Origin of the sequence: Citrobacter sp. wls710, from assembly GCF_005281115.1 — a bacterium.
In the GTDB taxonomy this organism is placed as follows: domain Bacteria; phylum Pseudomonadota; class Gammaproteobacteria; order Enterobacterales; family Enterobacteriaceae; genus Citrobacter; species Citrobacter werkmanii.
The window spans coordinates 1-20,340 of sequence record NZ_SZXD01000008.1; the positions used below are offsets into that span (position 1 = coordinate 1).

At 55.9% G+C, this 20,340-nt stretch carries 17 protein-coding genes; 7 read left to right on the top strand and 10 right to left on the bottom strand.

Annotation, left to right across the window (positions count from 1 at the left end; genetic code table 11):
* Nucleotides 1-1,993 (bottom strand): autotransporter YaiT-related protein (locus FDX14_RS03840; protein ID WP_137349029.1); only part of this gene is annotated, 1,993 nt, incomplete at its 3' end.
* A gap of 505 nt (nucleotides 1,994-2,498) precedes the next feature.
* Between FDX14_RS03840 and hemB the strand changes: the two genes are divergently transcribed.
* Nucleotides 2,499-3,473, top strand: a complete 975-nt coding sequence (gene hemB / locus FDX14_RS03845) for a porphobilinogen synthase (RefSeq protein WP_042310217.1) — start codon at nucleotides 2,499-2,501, stop codon at nucleotides 3,471-3,473.
* A 79-nt stretch (nucleotides 3,474-3,552) separates the two neighbouring features.
* Here the strand turns inward: hemB and tauD are convergent, their stop codons facing one another.
* From tauD to tauA, 4 genes are read right to left on the bottom strand one after another with little or no spacing between them, the layout of a single operon-like run.
* Nucleotides 3,553-4,404, bottom strand: a complete 852-nt coding sequence (gene tauD / locus FDX14_RS03850; RefSeq protein WP_137349030.1) for a taurine dioxygenase — start codon at nucleotides 4,402-4,404, stop codon at nucleotides 3,553-3,555.
* On the bottom strand, nucleotides 4,401-5,231 hold the full coding sequence (gene tauC, locus FDX14_RS03855) for a taurine ABC transporter permease TauC (protein ID WP_042310221.1): 831 nt from the start codon (nucleotides 5,229-5,231) through the stop codon (nucleotides 4,401-4,403). The genes tauD and tauC overlap by 4 nt, the downstream gene beginning before the upstream one ends.
* A complete protein-coding gene (gene tauB, locus FDX14_RS03860) occupies nucleotides 5,228-5,995 on the bottom strand; it encodes a taurine ABC transporter ATP-binding subunit (protein ID WP_137349031.1) in 768 nt (255 codons plus the stop codon). The genes tauC and tauB overlap by 4 nt, the downstream gene beginning before the upstream one ends.
* A gap of 11 nt (nucleotides 5,996-6,006) precedes the next feature.
* On the bottom strand, nucleotides 6,007-6,969 hold the full coding sequence (gene tauA / locus FDX14_RS03865) for a taurine ABC transporter substrate-binding protein (RefSeq protein ID WP_137349032.1): 963 nt from the start codon (nucleotides 6,967-6,969) through the stop codon (nucleotides 6,007-6,009).
* Nucleotides 6,970-7,312: 343 nt separating this feature from the next.
* On the opposite strand from tauA, the gene FDX14_RS03870 reads away from it, so the two are divergent.
* The 6 genes from FDX14_RS03870 to fbpC all read left to right on the top strand — a co-directional run bounded on the left by FDX14_RS03870 (nucleotide 7,313) and on the right by fbpC (nucleotide 15,096).
* Nucleotides 7,313-7,942, top strand: a complete 630-nt coding sequence (locus FDX14_RS03870) for a response regulator transcription factor (RefSeq protein WP_079225273.1) — start codon at nucleotides 7,313-7,315, stop codon at nucleotides 7,940-7,942.
* Nucleotides 7,942-9,483: an MASE1 domain-containing sensor histidine kinase gene (locus FDX14_RS03875; RefSeq protein WP_137349033.1), complete on the top strand. Its 1,542-nt coding sequence runs from the start codon at nucleotides 7,942-7,944 to the stop codon at nucleotides 9,481-9,483. Before FDX14_RS03870 ends, FDX14_RS03875 begins: the two co-directional genes overlap by 1 nt.
* A gap of 85 nt (nucleotides 9,484-9,568) precedes the next feature.
* The gene (gene uhpC, locus FDX14_RS03880; protein WP_137349034.1) at nucleotides 9,569-10,864 is read left to right on the top strand and encodes an MFS transporter family glucose-6-phosphate receptor UhpC; all 1,296 of its coding nucleotides are present in this window, start codon (nucleotides 9,569-9,571) and stop codon (nucleotides 10,862-10,864) included.
* The gene (locus FDX14_RS03885; protein WP_079225275.1) at nucleotides 10,861-11,892 is read left to right on the top strand and encodes an ABC transporter substrate-binding protein; all 1,032 of its coding nucleotides are present in this window, start codon (nucleotides 10,861-10,863) and stop codon (nucleotides 11,890-11,892) included. The genes uhpC and FDX14_RS03885 overlap by 4 nt, the downstream gene beginning before the upstream one ends.
* Nucleotides 11,893-11,959: 67 nt before the next feature.
* Nucleotides 11,960-14,038 (top strand): ABC transporter permease, encoded by a 2,079-nt coding sequence (locus tag FDX14_RS03890; RefSeq protein ID WP_137349035.1) that lies wholly within the window; start codon nucleotides 11,960-11,962, stop codon nucleotides 14,036-14,038.
* Between the two features lie 11 nt (nucleotides 14,039-14,049).
* Nucleotides 14,050-15,096, top strand: a complete 1,047-nt coding sequence (fbpC, locus tag FDX14_RS03895; RefSeq protein ID WP_137349036.1) for a ferric ABC transporter ATP-binding protein — start codon at nucleotides 14,050-14,052, stop codon at nucleotides 15,094-15,096.
* Nucleotides 15,097-15,204: 108 nt separating this feature from the next.
* Here the strand turns inward: fbpC and mmuM are convergent, their stop codons facing one another.
* The 5 genes from mmuM to mhpD form a co-directional block, all read right to left on the bottom strand.
* The gene (gene mmuM / locus FDX14_RS03900; RefSeq protein ID WP_137349037.1) at nucleotides 15,205-16,137 is read right to left on the bottom strand and encodes a homocysteine S-methyltransferase; all 933 of its coding nucleotides are present in this window, start codon (nucleotides 16,135-16,137) and stop codon (nucleotides 15,205-15,207) included.
* 147 nt (nucleotides 16,138-16,284) lie between these two features.
* Nucleotides 16,285-17,496 (bottom strand): 3-(3-hydroxy-phenyl)propionate transporter MhpT, encoded by a 1,212-nt coding sequence (mhpT, locus tag FDX14_RS03905; RefSeq protein WP_137349038.1) that lies wholly within the window; start codon nucleotides 17,494-17,496, stop codon nucleotides 16,285-16,287.
* Between the two features lie 68 nt (nucleotides 17,497-17,564).
* Nucleotides 17,565-18,578: a 4-hydroxy-2-oxovalerate aldolase gene (mhpE, locus tag FDX14_RS03910; RefSeq protein WP_137349039.1), complete on the bottom strand. Its 1,014-nt coding sequence runs from the start codon at nucleotides 18,576-18,578 to the stop codon at nucleotides 17,565-17,567.
* A complete protein-coding gene (mhpF, locus tag FDX14_RS03915) occupies nucleotides 18,575-19,525 on the bottom strand; it encodes an acetaldehyde dehydrogenase (RefSeq protein ID WP_137349040.1) in 951 nt (316 codons plus the stop codon). Before mhpF ends, mhpE begins: the two co-directional genes overlap by 4 nt.
* Nucleotides 19,522-20,331, bottom strand: a complete 810-nt coding sequence (gene mhpD, locus FDX14_RS03920; RefSeq protein WP_137349041.1) for a 2-keto-4-pentenoate hydratase — start codon at nucleotides 20,329-20,331, stop codon at nucleotides 19,522-19,524. Before mhpD ends, mhpF begins: the two co-directional genes overlap by 4 nt.
* Between the last annotated feature and the right edge of the window lie 9 nt (nucleotides 20,332-20,340).

A 20,340-nucleotide genomic window follows, 5' to 3' on the forward strand; every position in this document is an offset into this window, starting at 1 on the left:
TGTTACCCTGCTGCTGCGCCTGATAGGTGTATGCGCCGAGGTCAGCTTTGTTAGCTGCAGAGAAGGTCGCATTGCTGTTGGTATCGTTAACGTAGATCAGCTCGTTGCCTTTGTAATCAGCAACAGAACCTGCGCCAGTGGCGTTATCAATACGAACTTTATAGTTACCGGTTGCTGCGGCTACATGGTCGCCATAGTTGTCAACTTCAGACTGATCGCCGGAGGTGTCAGCATCGCCATTACCGTTGATAGTCAGGTGACCATCAGAGTTCATTGCGATTACGCCATAACCGTAGTTAGCCTGGGTTTTGTCGTTAGTGCGGTCGTTAGTCAGGTCAGCATTCAGCACATAGTTGCTGCTGTTGATGTCGAAAACGCCTGCATTAACATTGTTGTATGCATCGGTGTAGCTGGTCAGATTCAGGGTATCAACCTGCAGCGCATTACCGGTACTGTTGCCAACATCCAGAACACCGTTGTTAGTAACGTTAATGGTGTTTGCATACAGCGCAGCATCCAGCACATTCCAACCAGCAGATACGTCGTCAGCAATCGTTACAGTACTGTTGTCGATAGACAGAGTATCAGTTGCAACATGACCATCTTCGTTGATGTTCAGTGCAGAAGCACCGGTCAGAGAGATAGAGTCAGCAACCAGCTCAGAATCACCCACGTTGACGACGGAACCGCTGTTGATGCTCAGGGTATCAATCAGAGACGTTTTAGTGGTATCCCACTGTGACGCGCCGTTCAGCGTGACGTTGAACAGACCGCTCTGATAGACCGCATTACCCACTACGTGGCCATTTTCGTCATAAGAGGTCGTGTCGCTATCGATGCCGTAGGTTGAATCAGGCCACAGGCTGTTAGCGGCGATATCGATCAGCGTTGCGGTGGCTTCAGTGCCCGCAGCGTAGCTGTCGTAAACACCGTCACCATCGGTGTCAACCTGATGCACAGACATTGCCGCACCAACCCACTTACTACCATTGTTCAGGGTCAGATCCAGACGGTCAGTACCGTCCCAACCGTTGGTATCCAGATCGGCATCGGTATCACGATAAGAGTCAGCACCGTTCGGGAAGAAGTTCTCATCGAAGTTGCTGGAGAACAGCACGTCACCCATCAGCGTGGAATTGTTAAACGTTGCGGTGGTCTGCATCGCGTTATCTGCATTTGGATTTGCAATAGCTGCTAATGCAATATCGTCTGCAGTGTAAGTGCCGCTGTAGTCGCTTGCATTGCTGGTGTTACCAAACCAGCCGGTAGTGCCTTCGTCAGTCCATGAACCAGAGGTCAGAGTAGAGTCAGTAACAGCGATGGTGTTGTTAAATACTTCACTGCTGTTTACGCCGGTGCTGACGGTATTATCGTCAATATCTGCCCACTCGTAACCCTGCGTCAGGGTAATGCCAGCGACGTGAGAGTTGGCGGAGATAGACAGATCAACTTCTTGATCCAGAGTGATAGCAGTGCCCAGGTTATAAACGTCTACAACGTGCGTATCGGCTGCGTCATTATAGGTACCGTTGTAGGTATAATGCTCGTAGTTGTCATCGATAGTTGAATTAATAACGTTCATCGCCAGGCGATCGTAGTAATAGTCTGTACCCGTACGGTTAGTACAATCCGTTGTCATGCACTCGGATGTCACCATACCGTGAATGGTACTGTTTTTGATCGTCAGGCTGTTGTTATTGGTGTTAGTAGAGAGTCCATCATCCAGATAATAAGTTGAAATCACGCCGTTGACAGTGGCGTTATTAATTACCGGATAAATATCACCGTTATAAATACTATCAGTGTCGTAGTTGTTCCAACCCACATATCCATCGTAGTAAACGCCATCAGAATAGGAGGCGTCATTATAATGGGTAAAAGTGGTATAGGTGGTCCCAGAGATATCAGTTGAAGCATTCGCCTGAGAAGTGATTGCCAAAGTGCAGGCTAATGCTAATTGTGAGACTACGAGTTTCTTTTTCCAAGTGTGCATTTGTCATCCCTCCTCAGGGACGTAATATAGTTGATCCATCAATTATCAATGCATAGAAAACATTTTATGTTTCGCAGGGAGGATTATGCGATGTCATAGCCGAAAGGTTCAATTATTCTTTGTCTTAAGTCCGAATCCGGACGGGCAATAAAAGTTTCGAAACAAAAACGCCAGTAATTTATAAAATCACTTTATTTTTTAATCAATTAACATTAATAAAACCGCATAATAAATACGTTCTAATTATAAATAAAAACAAAACAGATACGAGAGAAATAAATAGCTAACCAATACCTTTTAGTTAAAATAAAATTAAATAAAACTAAATCCACGTTGAAAGTTATCAATATAAAAAATAATTACAATCACAAAAATGCAAATAATAGATAGGTTAAGAGGTAGCAAAGAGAGCCCACCATCCCCACATAACGCCAACTTTCGTAAACCACCCGCCATCAGGTTCGGGTATACTACGGCCTTCGATTCCACAAACATCAGGCATACCATGACAGACCTAATCCAACGCCCTCGCCGCCTGCGCAAATCTCCTGCGCTACGCGCTATGTTTGAAGAGACAACACTCAGCTTAAATGACCTGGTGTTGCCGATCTTTGTTGAAGAAGAACTCGACGATTACAAAGCTATCGACGCCATGCCAGGCGTGATGCGCATTCCAGAGAAACACCTGGCCCGCGAGATTGAACGCATTGCCAATGCAGGTATCCGTTCGGTCATGACTTTCGGTATTTCCCACCACACCGACGACACCGGCAGCGACGCATGGAAAGAAGATGGTCTGGTGGCGCGCATGTCGCGTATCTGTAAGCAGACCGTACCGGAAATGATCGTCATGTCCGACACTTGCTTCTGTGAATACACCTCGCATGGTCACTGCGGTGTGTTGTGCGATCATGGCGTTGATAATGATTTAACCCTTGCCAACCTCGGCAAACAGGCAGTCGTTGCTGCCGCTGCGGGTGCAGATTTTATCGCGCCTTCCGCCGCAATGGACGGTCAGGTGCAGGCGATTCGCCAGGCGCTGGATGCTGCGGGCTTCACCGATACCGCGATCATGTCCTACTCCACTAAGTTTGCCTCTTCTTTCTATGGCCCGTTCCGTGAAGCCGCAGGTACGGCGCTGAAGGGCGATCGTAAAACCTATCAGATGAACCCGATGAACCGCCGCGAGGCGATTCGCGAATCACTGCTGGATGAAGCCCAGGGCGCAGACTGCCTGATGGTGAAACCGGCCGGCGCGTACCTCGATATTCTGCGCGATATCCGCGAACGCACCGAACTGCCAATTGGCGCTTATCAGGTCAGCGGTGAATACGCGATGATCAAGTTCGCAGCGATGGCGGGTGCAATAGATGAAGAGAAAGTGGTGCTGGAAAGCTTAGGGTCGATCAAACGCGCGGGCGCGGATCTGATCTTCAGCTACTTTGCGCTGGATCTGGCTGAGAAAAAAATTCTGCGTTAATTTACCTTGTGCCGGATGGCGGCTTCGCCTTATCGGGCCTGCTCTACTGTAGGTCCGGTCAGCGAAGCGCCAGCGCCATTTATCCCGCCCGATAAAAAGGTTTGTCCCCCAGAATCGTCGCCCGGTGCATAATGCGCCTCTGCGGCAGATAATCCGCATTGGCGTAGTGCTGCGTCACGCGATTATCCCAAATCGCCACATCGTTAGGCTGCCAGCGCCAGCGCACCTGGAACTCCGGTTTGGTGATGTGTGCAAACAGGAATCCCAGCAGCGCCTCGCTCTCTTTTTCCGTTACATCGACAATTCGTGTGGTAAATCCTTCATTCACAAACAGCGCCTGCTTACCCGTTACCGGATGGGTACGCACCACCGGGTGCAGCAACGGCGGATGTTTGGCGACCGCCTCCAGCCAGCGCTGATGCTCCTCTGGCGTCTGGCGATATTTATATTCCTGAAACGATTTACGAAAATCATGCTCTGCACGCAGGCCGCTCAGGAGCTGGCGAAACGGCTGTGAGAGAGCATCATAAGCAGCAATTCCACTGGTCCACAGCGTATCTCCCCCGGTCGATGGCAGCTCTTTCGCCGCCAGAATCGCGCCCGCTGGCGGCGTGTCGATAAACGTCACATCAGTGTGCCAATTGTCGTTATCGGGCGGATTATCGTTGTGCGTATCCAGCACGATTATTTCGTCCACCCCTTCGGCGTGTGGGTAGACCGGGTGAATATGCAGGTCGCCAAAACGTAGCGCCAGCGCGCGCTGCTGCTGTGGTGTAATCACCTGCTCGCGCAGGAACACCACCTGATGGCGCAATACAGCATGATAAAGCTGTTCAAACTGGTTATCGCTTAATGGGCGCGTTAAATCCGCGCCGGTAATTTGTGCGCCAATGTACGACCCCAACGGGGTAATGCTCAAACGTTCACTCATTGTACTTCTCCATGCCAGGGTGTCAGACGGCGCTGAAGCGCGCGCAGACCCAGCTCTAAAATAAACGCGATAACGGCAATCACCGCGATCCCTGCCAGCACCACATCCGTTGCCAGAAACTCACCGGCTGATTGCACCATGAATCCTAAACCTCGCGTCGCGGCAATCAGCTCCGCCGCCACCAGGGTCGACCACCCCACGCCCAGTCCAATGCGCAGTCCGGTCAAAATCTCCGGCAAGGCACCTGGTAAAATCACAAACCACAGCACCTGCGCACGGCTGGCCCCCAGCGACTGCGCGGCCCGGATTCTCACCTGCTGCGCACTTTTTACGCCCGCCAGCGCCGACATCGCCACAGGGGCGAAAATCGCCAGGTAAATCAGCAGGATCTTGGAGGTTTCACCAATACCAAACCAGATAACCATCAGCGGCAAATAGGCCAATGGCGGAACCGGACGATACAATTCAATGATTGGATCGAGAATGCCGCGAATCGTCGGACTCAGCCCCATGGCGATACCGACCGGAATCCCCAACAGCACCGCCGCCAGCAGCGCGATAACAATACGCGTCAAACTGGCCGCCAGATGCTGCCACAGCGTGGCATCCATAAACCCCTGCGGCCCGGCAATACTGATGAGTTTTTGCAAAACCTGGCCCGGCGGCGGCAGAAACAACGGGCTGATTAACTGCAGCGCCGCCACCGTCCACCACAGCGCCAAAATGGCGGCCAGCGTACCGAGGCTTAAAGTCATCTGGCGCGAGAACGGCCAGCGCCAGTTCAGTGCCCGCGGGCGGCGGGGTTTGTCATTAATCACCACGCTCATGAGAAGGCCTCTCGTTGTTCAAAGACACGACTTAACACATACTCGCGCATGGCGATAAACTGTGGATCGGACTTAATGCTGCGGCTCGCCTCTCCAGCCACAAAACGCCGGGCGAAATTAAGCGGCAGTCGTTCCAGCACCCGACCAGGACCTGGCGACAGCAATACCAGTTCAGTGGCCATAAACACCGCTTCTTCGATATCATGGGTAATCAACAACACCTGTTTCCCGGTCTCATACCACAGCTTCAACAGCAGGGTTTGCATCTGCTCGCGGGTAAAGGCGTCGAGTGCACCAAACGGCTCATCCAGTAGCAACAACTGCGGGTTGGCCGCCAGCGCCCGGGCAATGCCGACGCGCTGACGCTGCCCCCCAGAAAGCTGCCAGATAAAGCGTTTTTCCGCGCCCTCCAGCCCCACTTTCTGCAACATTTCCTGAGCAATACGCTGACGCTGAGGCTTCTGCATGCCCGCCAGTTGCAGACCGAAGGTGACGTTGTCCTGCACGTTGCGCCAGGGCAACAGACCTTCATTCTGAAACACCACTCCACGTTCTGCGCCAGGTCCTTCGACCTTACTGCCCGCCAGCATAATGCTGCCGTGTTGATACGGCACAAATCCGGCAATCAGATTTAACAATGTGGTTTTCCCACAGCCGGAAGGTCCCAGCACCACCAGCAGTTCACCGCTATCGAGCGTCAGGTTGATATCTTCAAGCACCGGTTTGCCGCCATAACTGGCATTAAGATGAGAGATTTGCAGCATCAGCGTCCCCTTTATTGCACGAAACGATCGGTCACGTACTGGCTGTAATCCGTCGCGACGGCGGGCACTTTGCCCTGCTCTTTGAGAAACTGCGCGGTGTCGATAATCGCTTTGTTCACCGGCCCGGTTAACTCAGCAGTTTGCTGCTGCGGAGTCAGATAGGTGTTACCTTTCACCAGCCCCGGCACATCCGCCTCTGGCACACCGCTTAAGCGCGCCAGCTTGCTGATATTCTCCGGTTGTTTGAGCCAGGCATCCGGGTTGGCGATATAGGGCTGCTGCGCATCGATGGCGCTTTTCGCAAATGCTTTCACTACCTCAGGGTATTTCTCGGCAAAATCTTTGCGTACCACCCACACGTCCAGCGTTGGCGCCCCCCATTCACCGACTTTTTCCGAGTCAGTCAGTACCTTGCCGTCTTTTTCCAGCGCATTGACTGCAGGCGCCCAGACGTACGCGCCGTCAATATCTCCGCGCTGCCAGGCGGCAATAATCGCCGGCGGCTGAAGGTTCACAATCTCTACCTGGCCGGGTTTAATCCCCCAATGTTTCAGCGCTGCCAGCAGGCTGTAATGAGTGGTGGAAATAAACGGCACGGCAATGCGCTTACCAATCAAATCTTCCGGTTTACTGATGTTTTTCTTCACCACCAGCGCTTCAGAATTGCCAAGTTTTGACGCCAGCAGGAAAACCTCAATCGGCACCTGCTGGCTGGCCGCTACCGCCAGCGGACTGGAGCCGAGGTTACCTATTTGTACGTCGCCGGATGCTAACGCGCGGACGATGCTCGCGCCGCTGTCAAACTTACGCCAGTCAACAGTGGCTCCGCTCTCTTTAGCAAAAGTGTTATCTGCCTGCGCCACTTTGGCGGGTTCGGCGGAAGTTTGATACGCAACGGTGACGTTCACCGCCTGCGCCTGAAAGGTGATGAATGCCAGTGCGGCAAGAAGTGCGTTACGCGATGAAATAGCCATGATTGTCTGCTCCCCAGTCTTGTTATGGGGGCAGTATTTCGTTGCGGCACACTTTGATAAAGGAATTAAAAATTCTGGCTAAGAACAAAGCGTTTTTAGAAAAAAAGCGGCAATGCTTATACACAAAATCATTCAAGATGCGTCGAGGCGGCAAGGGAAGAAATCCCCAGGAGCATAGATAACTATATGACTGGGGTTTCTGAGTGCAGCCAACAAAGAGGCAGCTTGAAGGATGAAGTGTATTGCGATTTTGTTACATTCGTTACATAACTGCGCCTGGATTATTGCCAGCGCTCCGCTGGCAGGCATCATAGACGCTATTGTCAGGCAAGAGAGCAATATCATGATTCATGTTGTGCTGGTGGATGACCATGTGGTGGTGCGTTCCGGCTTTGCGCAATTACTCAGTCTCGAAGATGATCTCAACGTCATCGGCCAGTTCAGCAGCGCGGCCCAGGCCTGGCCTGCATTACTGCATGACGACGTCAGCGTTGCGGTGATGGACATCGCCATGCCGGATGAAAATGGCCTGAGCCTGCTAAAACGACTGCGGGCGCAGAAGCCCGGTTTTCGCGCCATTATTCTTAGCATTTATGACTCGCCAACGTTTGTACAAAGCGCACTGGATGCTGGCGCCAGCGGCTATCTGACCAAGCGCTGCGGACCGGAAGAACTGGTGCAGGCGGTACGTTCGGTAGGTATGGGCGGGCATTATCTGTGCGCCGATGCGCTGCGAGCCTTACGCGGCGGCGAACAGCCCGCGCAGGTCCTGGAGGTACTGACCCCGCGCGAGCGCGAAGTGTTTGATCTATTGGTCAAAGGCGACAGCGTGAAAGAAATTGCCTTTAAGCTCGACCTTAGCCACAAAACAGTACACGTCCACCGCGCGAACGTGCTGGGCAAACTGCAATGCCACAGCACTATCGATCTGGTGCATTTTGCCCTCGACCACCAGCTACTGACGGGGCATTAATGTCGCGTAACCTTCGTCATTGGGTCATCTCCCTGTTTATTCTGCTGGCCTGGGGATCGGGCTGGCTGATGCTGTGGACGCTGGGATTTTACCTGACCCACAACGGTCAACAGGCGGCATTATTCCTGCCGCACGGGGTCTATCTTGCACTGTTGATTCTGCTTTCCCGCCGCTACTGGCCCGCGTTGGTGCTGCCGCCGGTACTGATGCTGTTCTGGCTGCATAGCGAGCAATTACTGAATGGCTATATCCTGCTTGTGGCCCCATTCATTAGCCTTCTTCCGGCGAGCATCGGCCAGTCATACTGGCACCGCTTCCCCCTGTACTGGCAGCGCTTGACGCTGTTGCTGACCGCCGTCACCGTCACGTCATTGCTTAATACCGCCCTGCTGTCACCGTTTATCGCAAGCCCGGCAACGTTAATTGGCCTGGCGTCGTTTACCGGCGGCGTGCTGCTGACGCCGTTTGTCTATCTGATCTATGAATTTCTGCGCCAGCAGCACCGTTATCATTTGCTCGGGTTGGATACCACCAATCCCCCACTGCGCACCTCGCTTATCATCTGGTGCAGCCTGTTTTTTATTATTGGCATTGGCACACAGATGGTGCTGTCGCCGGATATCGAGCGCCTGCTGCTGATCGTGGTGTTTTTACCGAACGTGGTAATGGCATGGAAATTTGGCTGGCAGGGCGGCGTGTTGTCCGGATTGCTCGGCAGTATGATGATCACCATCGCCCGGCAGATAGGCGTGGGGTTCAGCAATCTGCTTGAACTGGAGATTTTCCTCGCCACGCAAGCGTTGCTGGGTATAGGGCTGGGGATCGCCATCAGCCGCCAGCAGCATCTGGCGCAAAACTTGCACCATTATCGCCAGCGTCTGGAAGCCGAACTGACGGCACGCCGTGCGCTGACCGAACAACTGATTCGTACCGAGGAAGACACGCGAAAAAGTTTAGCGCGCGAACTACATGACGAAATAGGCCAGAACATCACCGCCATCCAGATTCAGACGCAACTGGTCAAACGCGCGCCAGGTCGCGAGCAAACGCTTGAGGCGGCGAATCAGATCAACGATCTTGCCCGGCGCATTCACCACTCCACCCGTCAGCTTCTGCGCCAGCTGCGCCCGCCCGCGCTCGATGAACTGTCTTTCAAAGATGCGCTGCATCATCTGGTGAATGAATTTGCCTTTGCCGAACGGGGAATCCGCTGCCGATTTAATTACCATCTGGAAAATACGCCAGAAAATGAAACGGTGCGCTTCACGCTGTATCGCCTGATGCAGGAACTGCTCAATAACGTCTGTAAGCATGCCGATGCCAGCGAGGTATCGATTACGCTACGCCAGCGGGAACACCGCCTGTCTCTGGAGGTCGATGACAACGGCGTGGGTATCCTCCCGGAAAAAATTCCCGGTTTCGGTATCCAGGGGATGCGTGAGCGGGTAAGCGCCCTCGGTGGCGAACTCACGCTGGAATCGAACCACGGCACGCGGGTAATTGTTAACCTGCCCACAAATTTGCAACAAACCAGCCGCTAACCAGGAAAAAGTCTTAGTCACTGCGGACTTTCTCTCATCCCCTTTTGCTTTCACTTTCCTATAGTCAGCACAAACGGAGACCGCCATGCACGCACGCGAAACAGACCAACAATACCGGACGCTACGTCCCCGCCTGCTGATGTGTATGGTGATTGGCTACGCCGCGTTTTATCTGACGCGCAAAAGCGTCAACTATGTACTCCCGGCGCTGCAAACAGATCTGGGGCTGGATAAAGGCGATATCGGTCTGCTGGGATCGCTGTTTTATCTGACCTACGGCCTGTCGAAATTCGCCGCCGGATTGTGGCACGACAGCCATGGGCAGCGTGCATTCATGGGGATCGGCCTGTTTGCCACTGGTGTTTTGAACGTGGTGTTCGCCTTTGGTGAATCGCTGACGCTGCTGCTGGCGGTCTGGACGCTGAACGGATTTTTTCAGGGCTGGGGCTGGCCGCCCTGCGCCCGCCTGCTGACCCACTGGTACTCGCGCAACGAACGCGGCTTCTGGTGGGGCTGCTGGAATATGTCGATCAACATCGGCGGGGCCATCATCCCGCTGATTAGCGCCTTTGCCGCCCTCTGGTGGGGCTGGCAGGCAGCGATGCTGGCACCAGGGATAATCAGCATGGCGTTAGGCATCTGGCTCACCCTGCAACTGAAAGGCACGCCCCAGGAAGAGGGATTACCGACGGTTGGAGAGTGGCGTCACGACCCGCTGGAGCTGCGTCAGGAGCAGCAAAGCCCGCCGATGGGGCTGTGGCAAATGTTACGCACCACCATGCTGAAGAACCCGATGATCTGGCTGCTTGGCGTGTCGTATGTACTGGTCTATTTGATCCGCATTGCGCTCAACGACTGGGGCAACATCTGGCTGACGGAAAGCCACGGCGTGAATCTGCTCAGCGCCAATGCCACGGTGATGTTGTTTGAAGTCGGCGGCTTGCTGGGGGCGCTATTTGCCGGATGGGGATCGGATCTACTGTTTAGCGGTCAGCGTGCGCCGATGATTTTGCTGTTCACGCTGGGGCTGATGGTCTCCGTCGCCGCGCTGTGGCTGGCCCCGGTGCACCACTACGCGCTATTGGCAGTGTGTTTCTTTACCGTGGGCTTTTTTGTATTTGGCCCGCAGATGTTGATTGGTCTGGCCGCTGTCGAATGCGGACACAAAGCGGCGGCAGGTTCAATCACCGGTTTTCTCGGGCTGTTCGCCTATCTGGGGGCCGCGCTGGCGGGTTGGCCGCTGTCGCTGGTCATAGAACATTACGGCTGGTCGGGAATGTTCAGTTTGCTCTCGGTTGCCGCTGTCTTTATGGGTTTATTGCTGATGCCGTTGCTCATTGCCGGCGTTACCCCTTCTCTCAGTCAAAGGATAAAACAATGAAACTGACGCTTACCTCTACCCTGATTGCCTCTGCTCTGACGCTGGCGGCCTTCAGCAATGCGGCACAAGCCCAGGGTCGTCTGGTGGTGTATTGCAGCGCCACCAACGAGATGTGCGAAACCGAAACCAAAGCCTTCGGCGACAAATATGATGTGAAAACCTCATTTATTCGTAACGGCTCCGGCAGCACACTGGCGAAGGTCGATGCCGAGAAGAAAAACCCGCAGGCGGATGTGTGGTACGGCGGTACGCTGGATCCACAATCCCAGGCCGGTGAAATGGGCCTGCTGCAGCCGTACAAATCACCTAACCTCGCGCAGATCATGGAGAAGTTCCGCGATCCGGCAAAAGTAAAAGGTAACCTCTCCTCGGCGGTGTATGTCGGTATTCTGGGCTTTGGCGTTAATACTCAGCGCCTGAAAGAGAAAAACCTGCCGGTGCCGAAATGCTGGAAGGATCTGACCAAACCAGAATACAAAGGGGAAATCCAGATTGCTGACCCACAGAGTTCAGGCACCGCCTACACTGCGCTGGCGACCTTCGCCCAGCTGTGGGGTGAGGATCAGGCTTTTGATTACCTGAAACAGCTCAACGCCAACGTCTCCCAGTACACCAAATCCGGCATTGCTCCGGCGCGTAATGCCGCCCGTGGCGAAACGGCGATCGGCATTGGCTTCCTGCACGACTACTCGCTGGAAAAAGAACAGGGCGCCCCGCTGGAGCTGATCTCCCCGTGCGAAGGCACCGGCTATGAAATTGGCGGCGTCAGCATCCTGAAAGGCGCGCGTAACCTCGACAACGCCAAACTGTTCGTTGACTGGGTGCTGTCGAAAGACGCCCAGGAGCTGGCATGGAAGAAAGGTAAATCCTATCAGATCCTGACCAACACCACCGCCGAGACCTCGCCGAACTCGCTGAAGCTCGACGACCTGAAGCTTATCAACTACGACATGGATAAGTACGGCTCGACCGACGTACGTAAGGCCCTGATCAATAAGTGGGTTAGCGAAGTTAAGATGGGTAAATAAGCCCACGTTGCGTTCATTTGCCGGGCGCGGCGTAAGCGCCCGCCCGGCCTGAAATACCGGAACCGCTATGTCACACACACTTGCACTCCATCCCGTGAAAAAAAGGGATGCGATATTTCTTTGGGTTTTGCTCGGCTGGCTGGCGTTTGCCCTGCTGCCAAGCTGGAGCCTGGACTACGGTCTGCTGGAGTCGACGGGCGAAGAAATTCTCGCTGCGTACGGCTGGTCGCAATTCAATATCAGTTGGTTATGGTATCTGCTACCGAGCCTGCTGCTGGTGCGCCCGTTCCATGAAGCCAGACGCGAACAGCGCGGCCGCCATTATCTTGACGCAGGCTGGGCATTCTTCTGCATGGCCTTTATCGTCGCCAGCGCCACACTTGAAGATCGCGGCTTAGGCTATGCCACCATCGTGCTTTTTGTGGCGCTGGGCGCAATTATGACCCTGGCGCTTACCCGTCTGGAATGGCTGGGTGGCGACCGTTTCGTCATCGGCTCGCTGACCGCGATTGTCGCGCTGATCGGTATTTTTATCGTCTGGCCGAGCATCGCCATTTTCATTCCGATGTTCACCAACGACGCCGGGGAGTTTGCTCCGCTGGCGTTTATGAATGTGCTGTCACAGGCGCATATCATTCAGGTGATCCTCAACTCGATTATGCTGTCGATTGCCGTCGGCGTCGGCTGTACCTTCTTCGGCCTGGTACTGGCTATCTACACGACCCGTATCGCCAGACGTAGCGCCATCATCGGACGTATCTTCTCGATTCTGCCGATCGTCACCCCGCCGTTTGTCGTCGGTTTAGGCGTTACGCTGATGATGGGTCGCTCCGGTTACATCACCGAATTTATGGTCGACTGGTTCGGCTTAACCAACACCAACTGGCTGTACGGTTTTACCGGCATCTGGCTGGCGCAGGTGCTGGCCTTTACGCCGATGGCGTTTATGATCCTCGACGGGGCGATCAAGACCATTCATCCATCTTTGGAAGAAGCGTCATACACCCTGCGCGCCAGCCGCTGGCAGACCTTTAACGGCGTGTTTGTCCCGCTACTGAAACCGGCGCTGGCGAACGCCTTTTTGATTGTGGTGGTACAGTCGCTGGCCGACTTCAGTAACCCGCTGGTGCTAGGCGGTAACTTCGACGTGCTGGCAACGCAAATTTACTTCTACATCACCGGCTCGCAGCTCGATTATCAGGCCGCCAGTACGCTGGGCGCGTTCCTGCTGCTGTTCTCGCTGCTGGTATTCTGTGTGCAGTACATGTGGATCGGCAAGCGCTCCTACGTGACGGTCTCCGGTAAATCCTACCGGGGCGACGTCCAGCCGCTGCCAGTGACGCTGGTGTGGAGCGTGGTTGCGCTGCTGGCGGTGTGGATTGCCTTTAACGCCCTGCTCTACGGCAGCATTTTCTACGGCAGTTTCACCGTTAACTGGGGCGTGGACTACACCCTGACGCTGGCGAACTTTACCAAACTGTTCGGTCAGGGGATGAGCGACGGCGCGTGGCCTTCACTGCTCGACACTCTGCTCTACGCCGGGATTGCCGCGCCGATCACCGCGATCTTTGGTCTGCTGATCGCGTGGATTGTGGTACGCCAGCAGTTTAAAGGTAAAAAAACCATCGAGTTCACCACCATGCTGTGCTTTGCCGTTCCCGGCACCGTAGCGGGCGTGTCGTACATTCTGGCCTTTAACAGCGCCCCGGTTTACCTCACCGGCACCGCCGCCATCGTGATTATCTCCATGGTGATGCGTAACGTACCGGTCGGTATCCGGGCGGGCATCGCGGGCTTAGGCCAAATCGATAAATCGCTGGATGAAGCCTCGCTTAGCCTGCGTGCCGGTTCCCTGCGGACCATTACGCATATCCTGCTACCGCTGCTGCGCCCGGCGATCCTCTCGGCGCTGATCTACAGCTTTGTGCGCGCCATTACCACCGTCAGCGCCATTGTGTTCCTCGTGACGCCGGATACCCGCGTGGCAACGGCCTACATCCTCAACCGCGTGGAAGACGGTGAGTACGGGGTGGCGATTGCCTACGGTTCGATTCTGATCGTGGTGATGCTGGCGATTATTTTCATCTTTGACTGGCTGATCGGCGAATCACGTACCTCCCGTTCAAAAGCTAAAAACCAGGCGTAATGGAGCGCACTATGACTCAGAAAAATTTTGTTGAACTGCGCAACGTCACTAAACGATTTGGCAGCAACACAGTTATCGACAACATTAACCTCACCATTCCGCAGGGGCAAATGGTGACGCTGCTCGGCCCCTCCGGCTGTGGCAAAACCACCATTTTGCGCCTGGTCGCCGGGCTGGAAAAACCGAGTGAAGGCCAGATTTTTATTGATGGCGAAGACGTCACCCATCGTTCCATTCAGCAGCGCGATATCTGCATGGTGTTTCAGTCGTATGCTCTGTTTCCGCACATGTCGCTGGGGGAGAACGTCGGCTATGGCCTGAAGATGCTTGGCGTGTCGCGCAGCGAAGTGAAGGCACGGGTGAAAGAAGCGCTGGCGATGGTGGATCTGGAGGGTTTCGAAGATCGCTATGTCGATCAGATCTCCGGCGGTCAGCAGCAGCGCGTGGCGCTGGCCCGCGCGTTGATCCTCAAACCGAAGGTGCTGCTGTTTGATGAGCCGCTGAGCAACCTGGATGCCAACCTGCGTCGCAGCATGCGCGACAAGATCCGCGAGCTACAAAAGCAGTTTGATATCACCTCGCTGTACGTTACCCACGATCAGAGCGAAGCCTTTGCGGTTTCCGATACCGTCCTGGTGATGAATAAAGGACACATCATGCAGATCGGTACGCCACAGGATCTTTATCGTCAGCCGGCCTCACGTTTTATGGCGAGCTTTATGGGCGATACCAACCTGTTCCCAGCCACCTTCAGCGCAGGATACGTTGATATCTACGGCTATCGTTTGCCGCGCCCGCCGCACTTTAACGATCATGGGGAAGGGATGGTCGGCGTACGTCCCGAAGCGATCACGCTCAGCGATCGCGGCGAGGAGAGCCAGCGCTGCGCGATCCGCCACGTCGCCTATATGGGGCCGCAGTATGAGGTCACGGTGGAGTGGCACGGGCAGGAGATTTTATTGCAGGTCAACGCCACCCGCCTGCAGCCAGACATCGGCGAGCAGTATTACCTCGAAATCCACCCGTACGGCATGTTTGTTCTGGCGGATGCGGCATAACGCTTTGTTGCTTTGTAGGCCGGATAAGGCGCTTGTACCGCCATTCGGCAATGCCTGATGCGCTGAGCTTATCAGGCCTACAGTGAACGATGTAGACCCGATAAACTCTCAGCGCTGCGCGTTCAGCTCAGCAATATCCTTCGGCGTGGTGCGACAGCACCCGCCGATTAACCGTGCGCCAGCGGCCTGCCACTGCGGCAAATAATCCGCCAACTGTGCACAATGTTTACCGTGATGATGCCAGGTTTTGCTTGCCGCATCATAATGCTCGCCTGAGTTTGGATACACCACCAGCGGCAGCGCCGTTAAGCCGTGCAGATGCTGCAATGCGGCAGTGGTCTTTTCCAGCGCAATACAGTTAATGCCTAACGCCACTACCTGCGGATAACCCGCCAGCAACGCCACCACGTCGCGTAGCGGGGTACCGTCGCTCAGGTGTTCGCTGTCGAGCAGGGTAAAGGAGAACCACGCGCGAGCCCGCGGATACGCGGTCAACAGCTCAGCCAGCGCACCAATCTCGGTAAAATTCGGCAGGGTTTCACAGGCCAGCAGATCGGCCCCGGCATCCAGCAACGCTTCCACGCGCGGACGGTGAAATGCCTGAAATTCCTCAACGCTACGTTGGTAATCGCCACGATACTCTGATCCATCCGCCAGATACGCGCCATAAGGCCCGACGGATCCTGCCACCAGCAGCGTACCCGCCTGCGGGTTCTCAGCCAGCCAGGCTTCACGCGCTTTACGTGCCAACTCCACGCTTTTGCCAATCAGCGCTTTCGACTGCGCTTCATCCAGGCCGCGCGCGGCAAAACCTGCTGGCGTGGCCTGATAGCTGGCGGTGATCGCGCATTGCGCCCCCGCCCGGTAATAATCAAGATGTACTTCGCGGATAAGCTGCGGGTTTTCGACCAGCACTTTGGCTGACCACAGGCTGTCAGCTAAATCACAACCGCGCGCTTCCAGCTCCGTCGCCATCGCACCATCCAGTAACAGGAAATCCTGTTTGTCGAGGATGGCGCTTAACGGATTATTCTGCGACATGTTCTGGCTCCTGTTTTGACGGAAATAAGCCCTCACACTATCACAGACATACCCGCAAGGCTCCGCGCTCACCCGCAATTATGGCGATGTGTCTACCCTGCTCCAGACACAGATGCCCGCGTCGGGCACTCCACTCCGGACGATCGCTTAAGCACCGTTAGCCGGGATCGGCATCTGCGATTTACGGCTCATCAGAATAAATACCGCCAGGCCCGCCAGCAAAATCCCCGGCGCAGACGCCGCCATCACGCCCACCGTTCCGGTGCCCAGCGCTAACATTTTCCCGGCCAGCAGCGGGCCGCTCATCGCACCCAAACGTCCGACAGCGACGGCGGTGCCCACGCCGGTGGCGCGGATTTGTGTGTTGTAAAACAGCGGCGCCAGCGCATACAGCACGCTTTGCCCACCAGTGGCAAACATCCCCGCGACAAATCCCGCCATCAGCATGCCGCTGAATGTCGACACCGTCCCCAGCGCCAGTAGCGAAGCCAACATCCCGGTGTAGATCAGCAGCGACATCACCACCGGACTCAGTTTGTCCATCAACGCCCCGAGAATTAACGTCCCGCTGGCCGCGCCGATTTGCAGAGCAAACATCACGCCAGCTGCCTGCGAGGGCTGAAATCCCTGCTCCACCAGCAGCATCGGTAGCCAGTTGATCAGCATATACACCACCAGCAGGGTGAAGAAATAGCACAGCCAAAGCAGCAGCGTAGCGCTCGCCGTCGCTGGCGCAAACAGGGCGCGCAACGGCGCGGCAGCCACCTGCGTTTGTTGGGTATAAACCTGCGATTCCGGCAGCCAGCGCATCAACAACGGAACCAGCAGCAGCGGGATCACCCCACCAACCCAGAACACCGTTTGCCAGGCAGAGGCGAGCCCGCTAAACCCAAGCGCCGCCGCCAGCGCCGCGCCAATCGGTACGCCGCAATACATCAGGCTCACCGCCGTGCCGCGAAAACGTGGACCCGCCGCTTCGGAGGTCAGCGCGATCAGATTCGGCAATGCCGCGCCCAGCCCCACGCCGGTCATCAGACGGGCAACTACCAGCGACGAGAAATCCCAGGAAATCGCCGTCGCCAGCGAGAACAGGCCGAACAGCGCCACGGAGGCAATGAGAATACGCTTGCGGCCATAGCGATCGGCCAGTATACCGCCGACCAACGCGCCGGGCAGCAGGCCGAGAATGCCCGCACTGAAGATCCAGCCCATCTGCATTTTATCCAGCGCAAACGCATGAGCGATACCGACGGCAGCGATCCCGGCGGCCTGGAGATCCAGCCCTTCCATCAGGGCGACTAAAAAACACAGCCCGACGGTCAATGTCAGGCGCCAGGATGCGGGGGTACGGGTAGTCATAAGATGTACCTCTGAGGTCACGATGCAGGTGAATCGCGGCTGATACATTGCCAGCCGCGTAATCATTTTTATTTGCTGTTACGCAGATCCAGCGCCACGTCGACGATCATATCTTCCTGGCCGCCCACCATTCGGCGCTTGCCCAGTTCAACCAGAATATCGACCGCGCTCAGGCCATAACGCGCCGCCGCCACTTCGCAATGACGCAGGAAGCTGGAGTACACCCCGGCGTAGCCCAGCGCCAGCGTTTCGCGATCCACCCGCACCGGGCGGTCCTGCAGTGGACGCACCAGATCGTCGGCAGCATCCATCAGCGCATACAGATCGGTGCCGTGCTGCCAACCGAGCTTATCCGCAGCAGCGATAAACACTTCCAGCGGCGCATTGCCCGCGCCTGCGCCCATCCCCGCCAGGCTGGCGTCGATACGATCGCAGCCCTCTTCCACCGCAGCAATCGAGTTCGCCACACCGAGACTGAGGTTGTGGTGCGCATGCATTCCGGTTTCCGTCTCCGGCTTCAGTACCGCTTTCAGGGCGCGGAAGCGGGCGCGAATATCGCTCATGTTCATCGCCCCGCCGGAATCGACCACGTAGATACAAGTCGCGCCGTAGTTTTCCATCAACTTCGCCTGCTGCGCCAGATTTTCCGGCATGGTCATGTGGCTCATCATCAGAAAGCCGACGGTATCCATACCCAGTTCGCGCGCATACTGAATATGCTGGGCCGACACGTCCGCTTCGGTGCAGTGGGTCGCCACGCGAACCACCCGCGCCCCGGCCTGATACGCATTTTTCAGGTCGTGAATAGTACCGATCCCCGGCAGCAACAGCGTGGCGATCTTAGCGTGCTGCACCACGTCCGCCGCCGCTTCAATCCACTCGAGATCGCTGTGCGCGCCAAAGCCGTAGTTAAAGCTGGAACCTTGTAAACCGTCGCCATGCGCCACTTCAATAGAATCGACCCGCGCATCGTCCAGCGCTTTCGCAATCTGGCGCACGTTTTCCAGCGAATACTGGTGACGAATGGCGTGCATACCGTCACGCAGGGTCACGTCAGAGATATAGAGTTTTTTACCGTTCATGCTGCTTCTCCTGCCTGACGGGTGAGTGACTGCGCCATCTTCTCAGCGGTCGCCAGCGCGCTGGAGGTCATAATGTCGAGGTTGCCCGCATAAGCTGGCAGGTAGTGCGCCGCACCTTCGACTTCCAGATACACTGCGGTTTTCAGCCCGGAGAACTGGCCGATACCCGGCAGATTCACCGGTTTATCCTGTGGAATGACTTCAAACTGCACGCGCTGTTTCAGGCGATAACCCGGCACATAGGCCTGTACCGCCGCCGCCATCTCGTTGATAGACGCCTCAACTTCAATCTCGGAGGCCGCTTCACTCAGTACATACACCGTGTCGCGCATCATCAGCGGCGGTTCGGCCGGGTTTAGCACAATAATGGCTTTGCCTTTTTCGGCGCCGCCAACCACTTCAATCGCCTTTGACGTGGTTTCGGTGAACTCATCAATATTGGCGCGAGTGCCCGGCCCCGCAGATTTACTGGCGATCGAGGCAATAATTTCGGCGTAATGGACTTTTGCCACGCGAGAGACTGCCGCCACCATCGGGATGGTCGCCTGCCCGCCGCAGGTCACCATATTGACGTTCTGCTGGTCAACGTTAGCCTCCAGATTCACCACCGGCACGCAGTATGGACCGATCGCCGCGGGCGTCAGGTCGATCAGGCGGATCCCCGGTTTAACGGCGCGAAGCAGGGCGTCGTTCTTCACATGTGCGCCCGCGCTGGTGGCGTCAAACACGATGTCGATATCGGCAAATTCCGGCATGGCGATAAGCCCGGTCACCCCTTCATGGGTGGTGGCAACGCCCATACGTCCGGCGCGCGCCAGACCATCGGATTGCGGGTCAATCCCCACCATCACCGCCATCTCCAGATGCACGCCGTGGCGCAGAATTTTAATCATCAAATCGGTGCCGATGTTACCGGAGCCGATAATGGCAACTTTACGCTTACTCATGACTGACTTCCTTTTGTAACCGCCGCTGAAAAAGTGGCGGCAACTGAACCAATACCGTCGATATGGGCTTCAAAACGATCGCCCGCGTTCACTGCTACCATCGGGCCTAACGCCCCGGTGAGAATGATGTCCCCCGCACGCAGCGGCTCGCCGAGGCTGGCCATTTTGCGCGCCAGCCAGACGGCGGCGTTGATCGGATGCCCCAGACATTCGCTACCGCGCCCGCTGGAGACCTCTTCGTGATTGCGCGTCATTTTCATCGCGCAGTTTTTCAGATCTAACCCTGCAGGACGCTGCGCCGGGCCGCCGACCACATACACGCCGCAGGAGGCGTTATCCGCCACGGTATCGACAAACTTTATTGACCAGTCGCGGATACGGCTGCCAACCACTTCCAGCGCGGGCAGCACCCACTCGATGGCGTTATACAGCTCATCAAAAGTGGTGTCGGCATTGGGCAGATCGCGGTTCAGCACCAGCGCAATTTCCGCTTCAATACGCGGTTGCAGTACACGCGAAAACGGAATGGTGTCGTTATCGCCGTAGCACATGTCGGCAAACAGCGTGCCGAAGTCTGGCTGATCGACCCCCAATTGCTGTTGTACTTTCGGGTGCGTCAGCCCCACTTTTCGCCCAACCACGCACCGCCCGCGCGCCACGCTGTCCTGCACGTTGATGCGCTGAATGGCATAGGCCGCGTCGGCATTGTCCACGCCAATCAATTCGCGCAGCGGGGCGATAGCTTCTCCTTTTTCCTCTGCCTGGCGTAAATCAGCAGCTAACTGCTCAAGATTAAGATTCGTCATGTCAGTTCC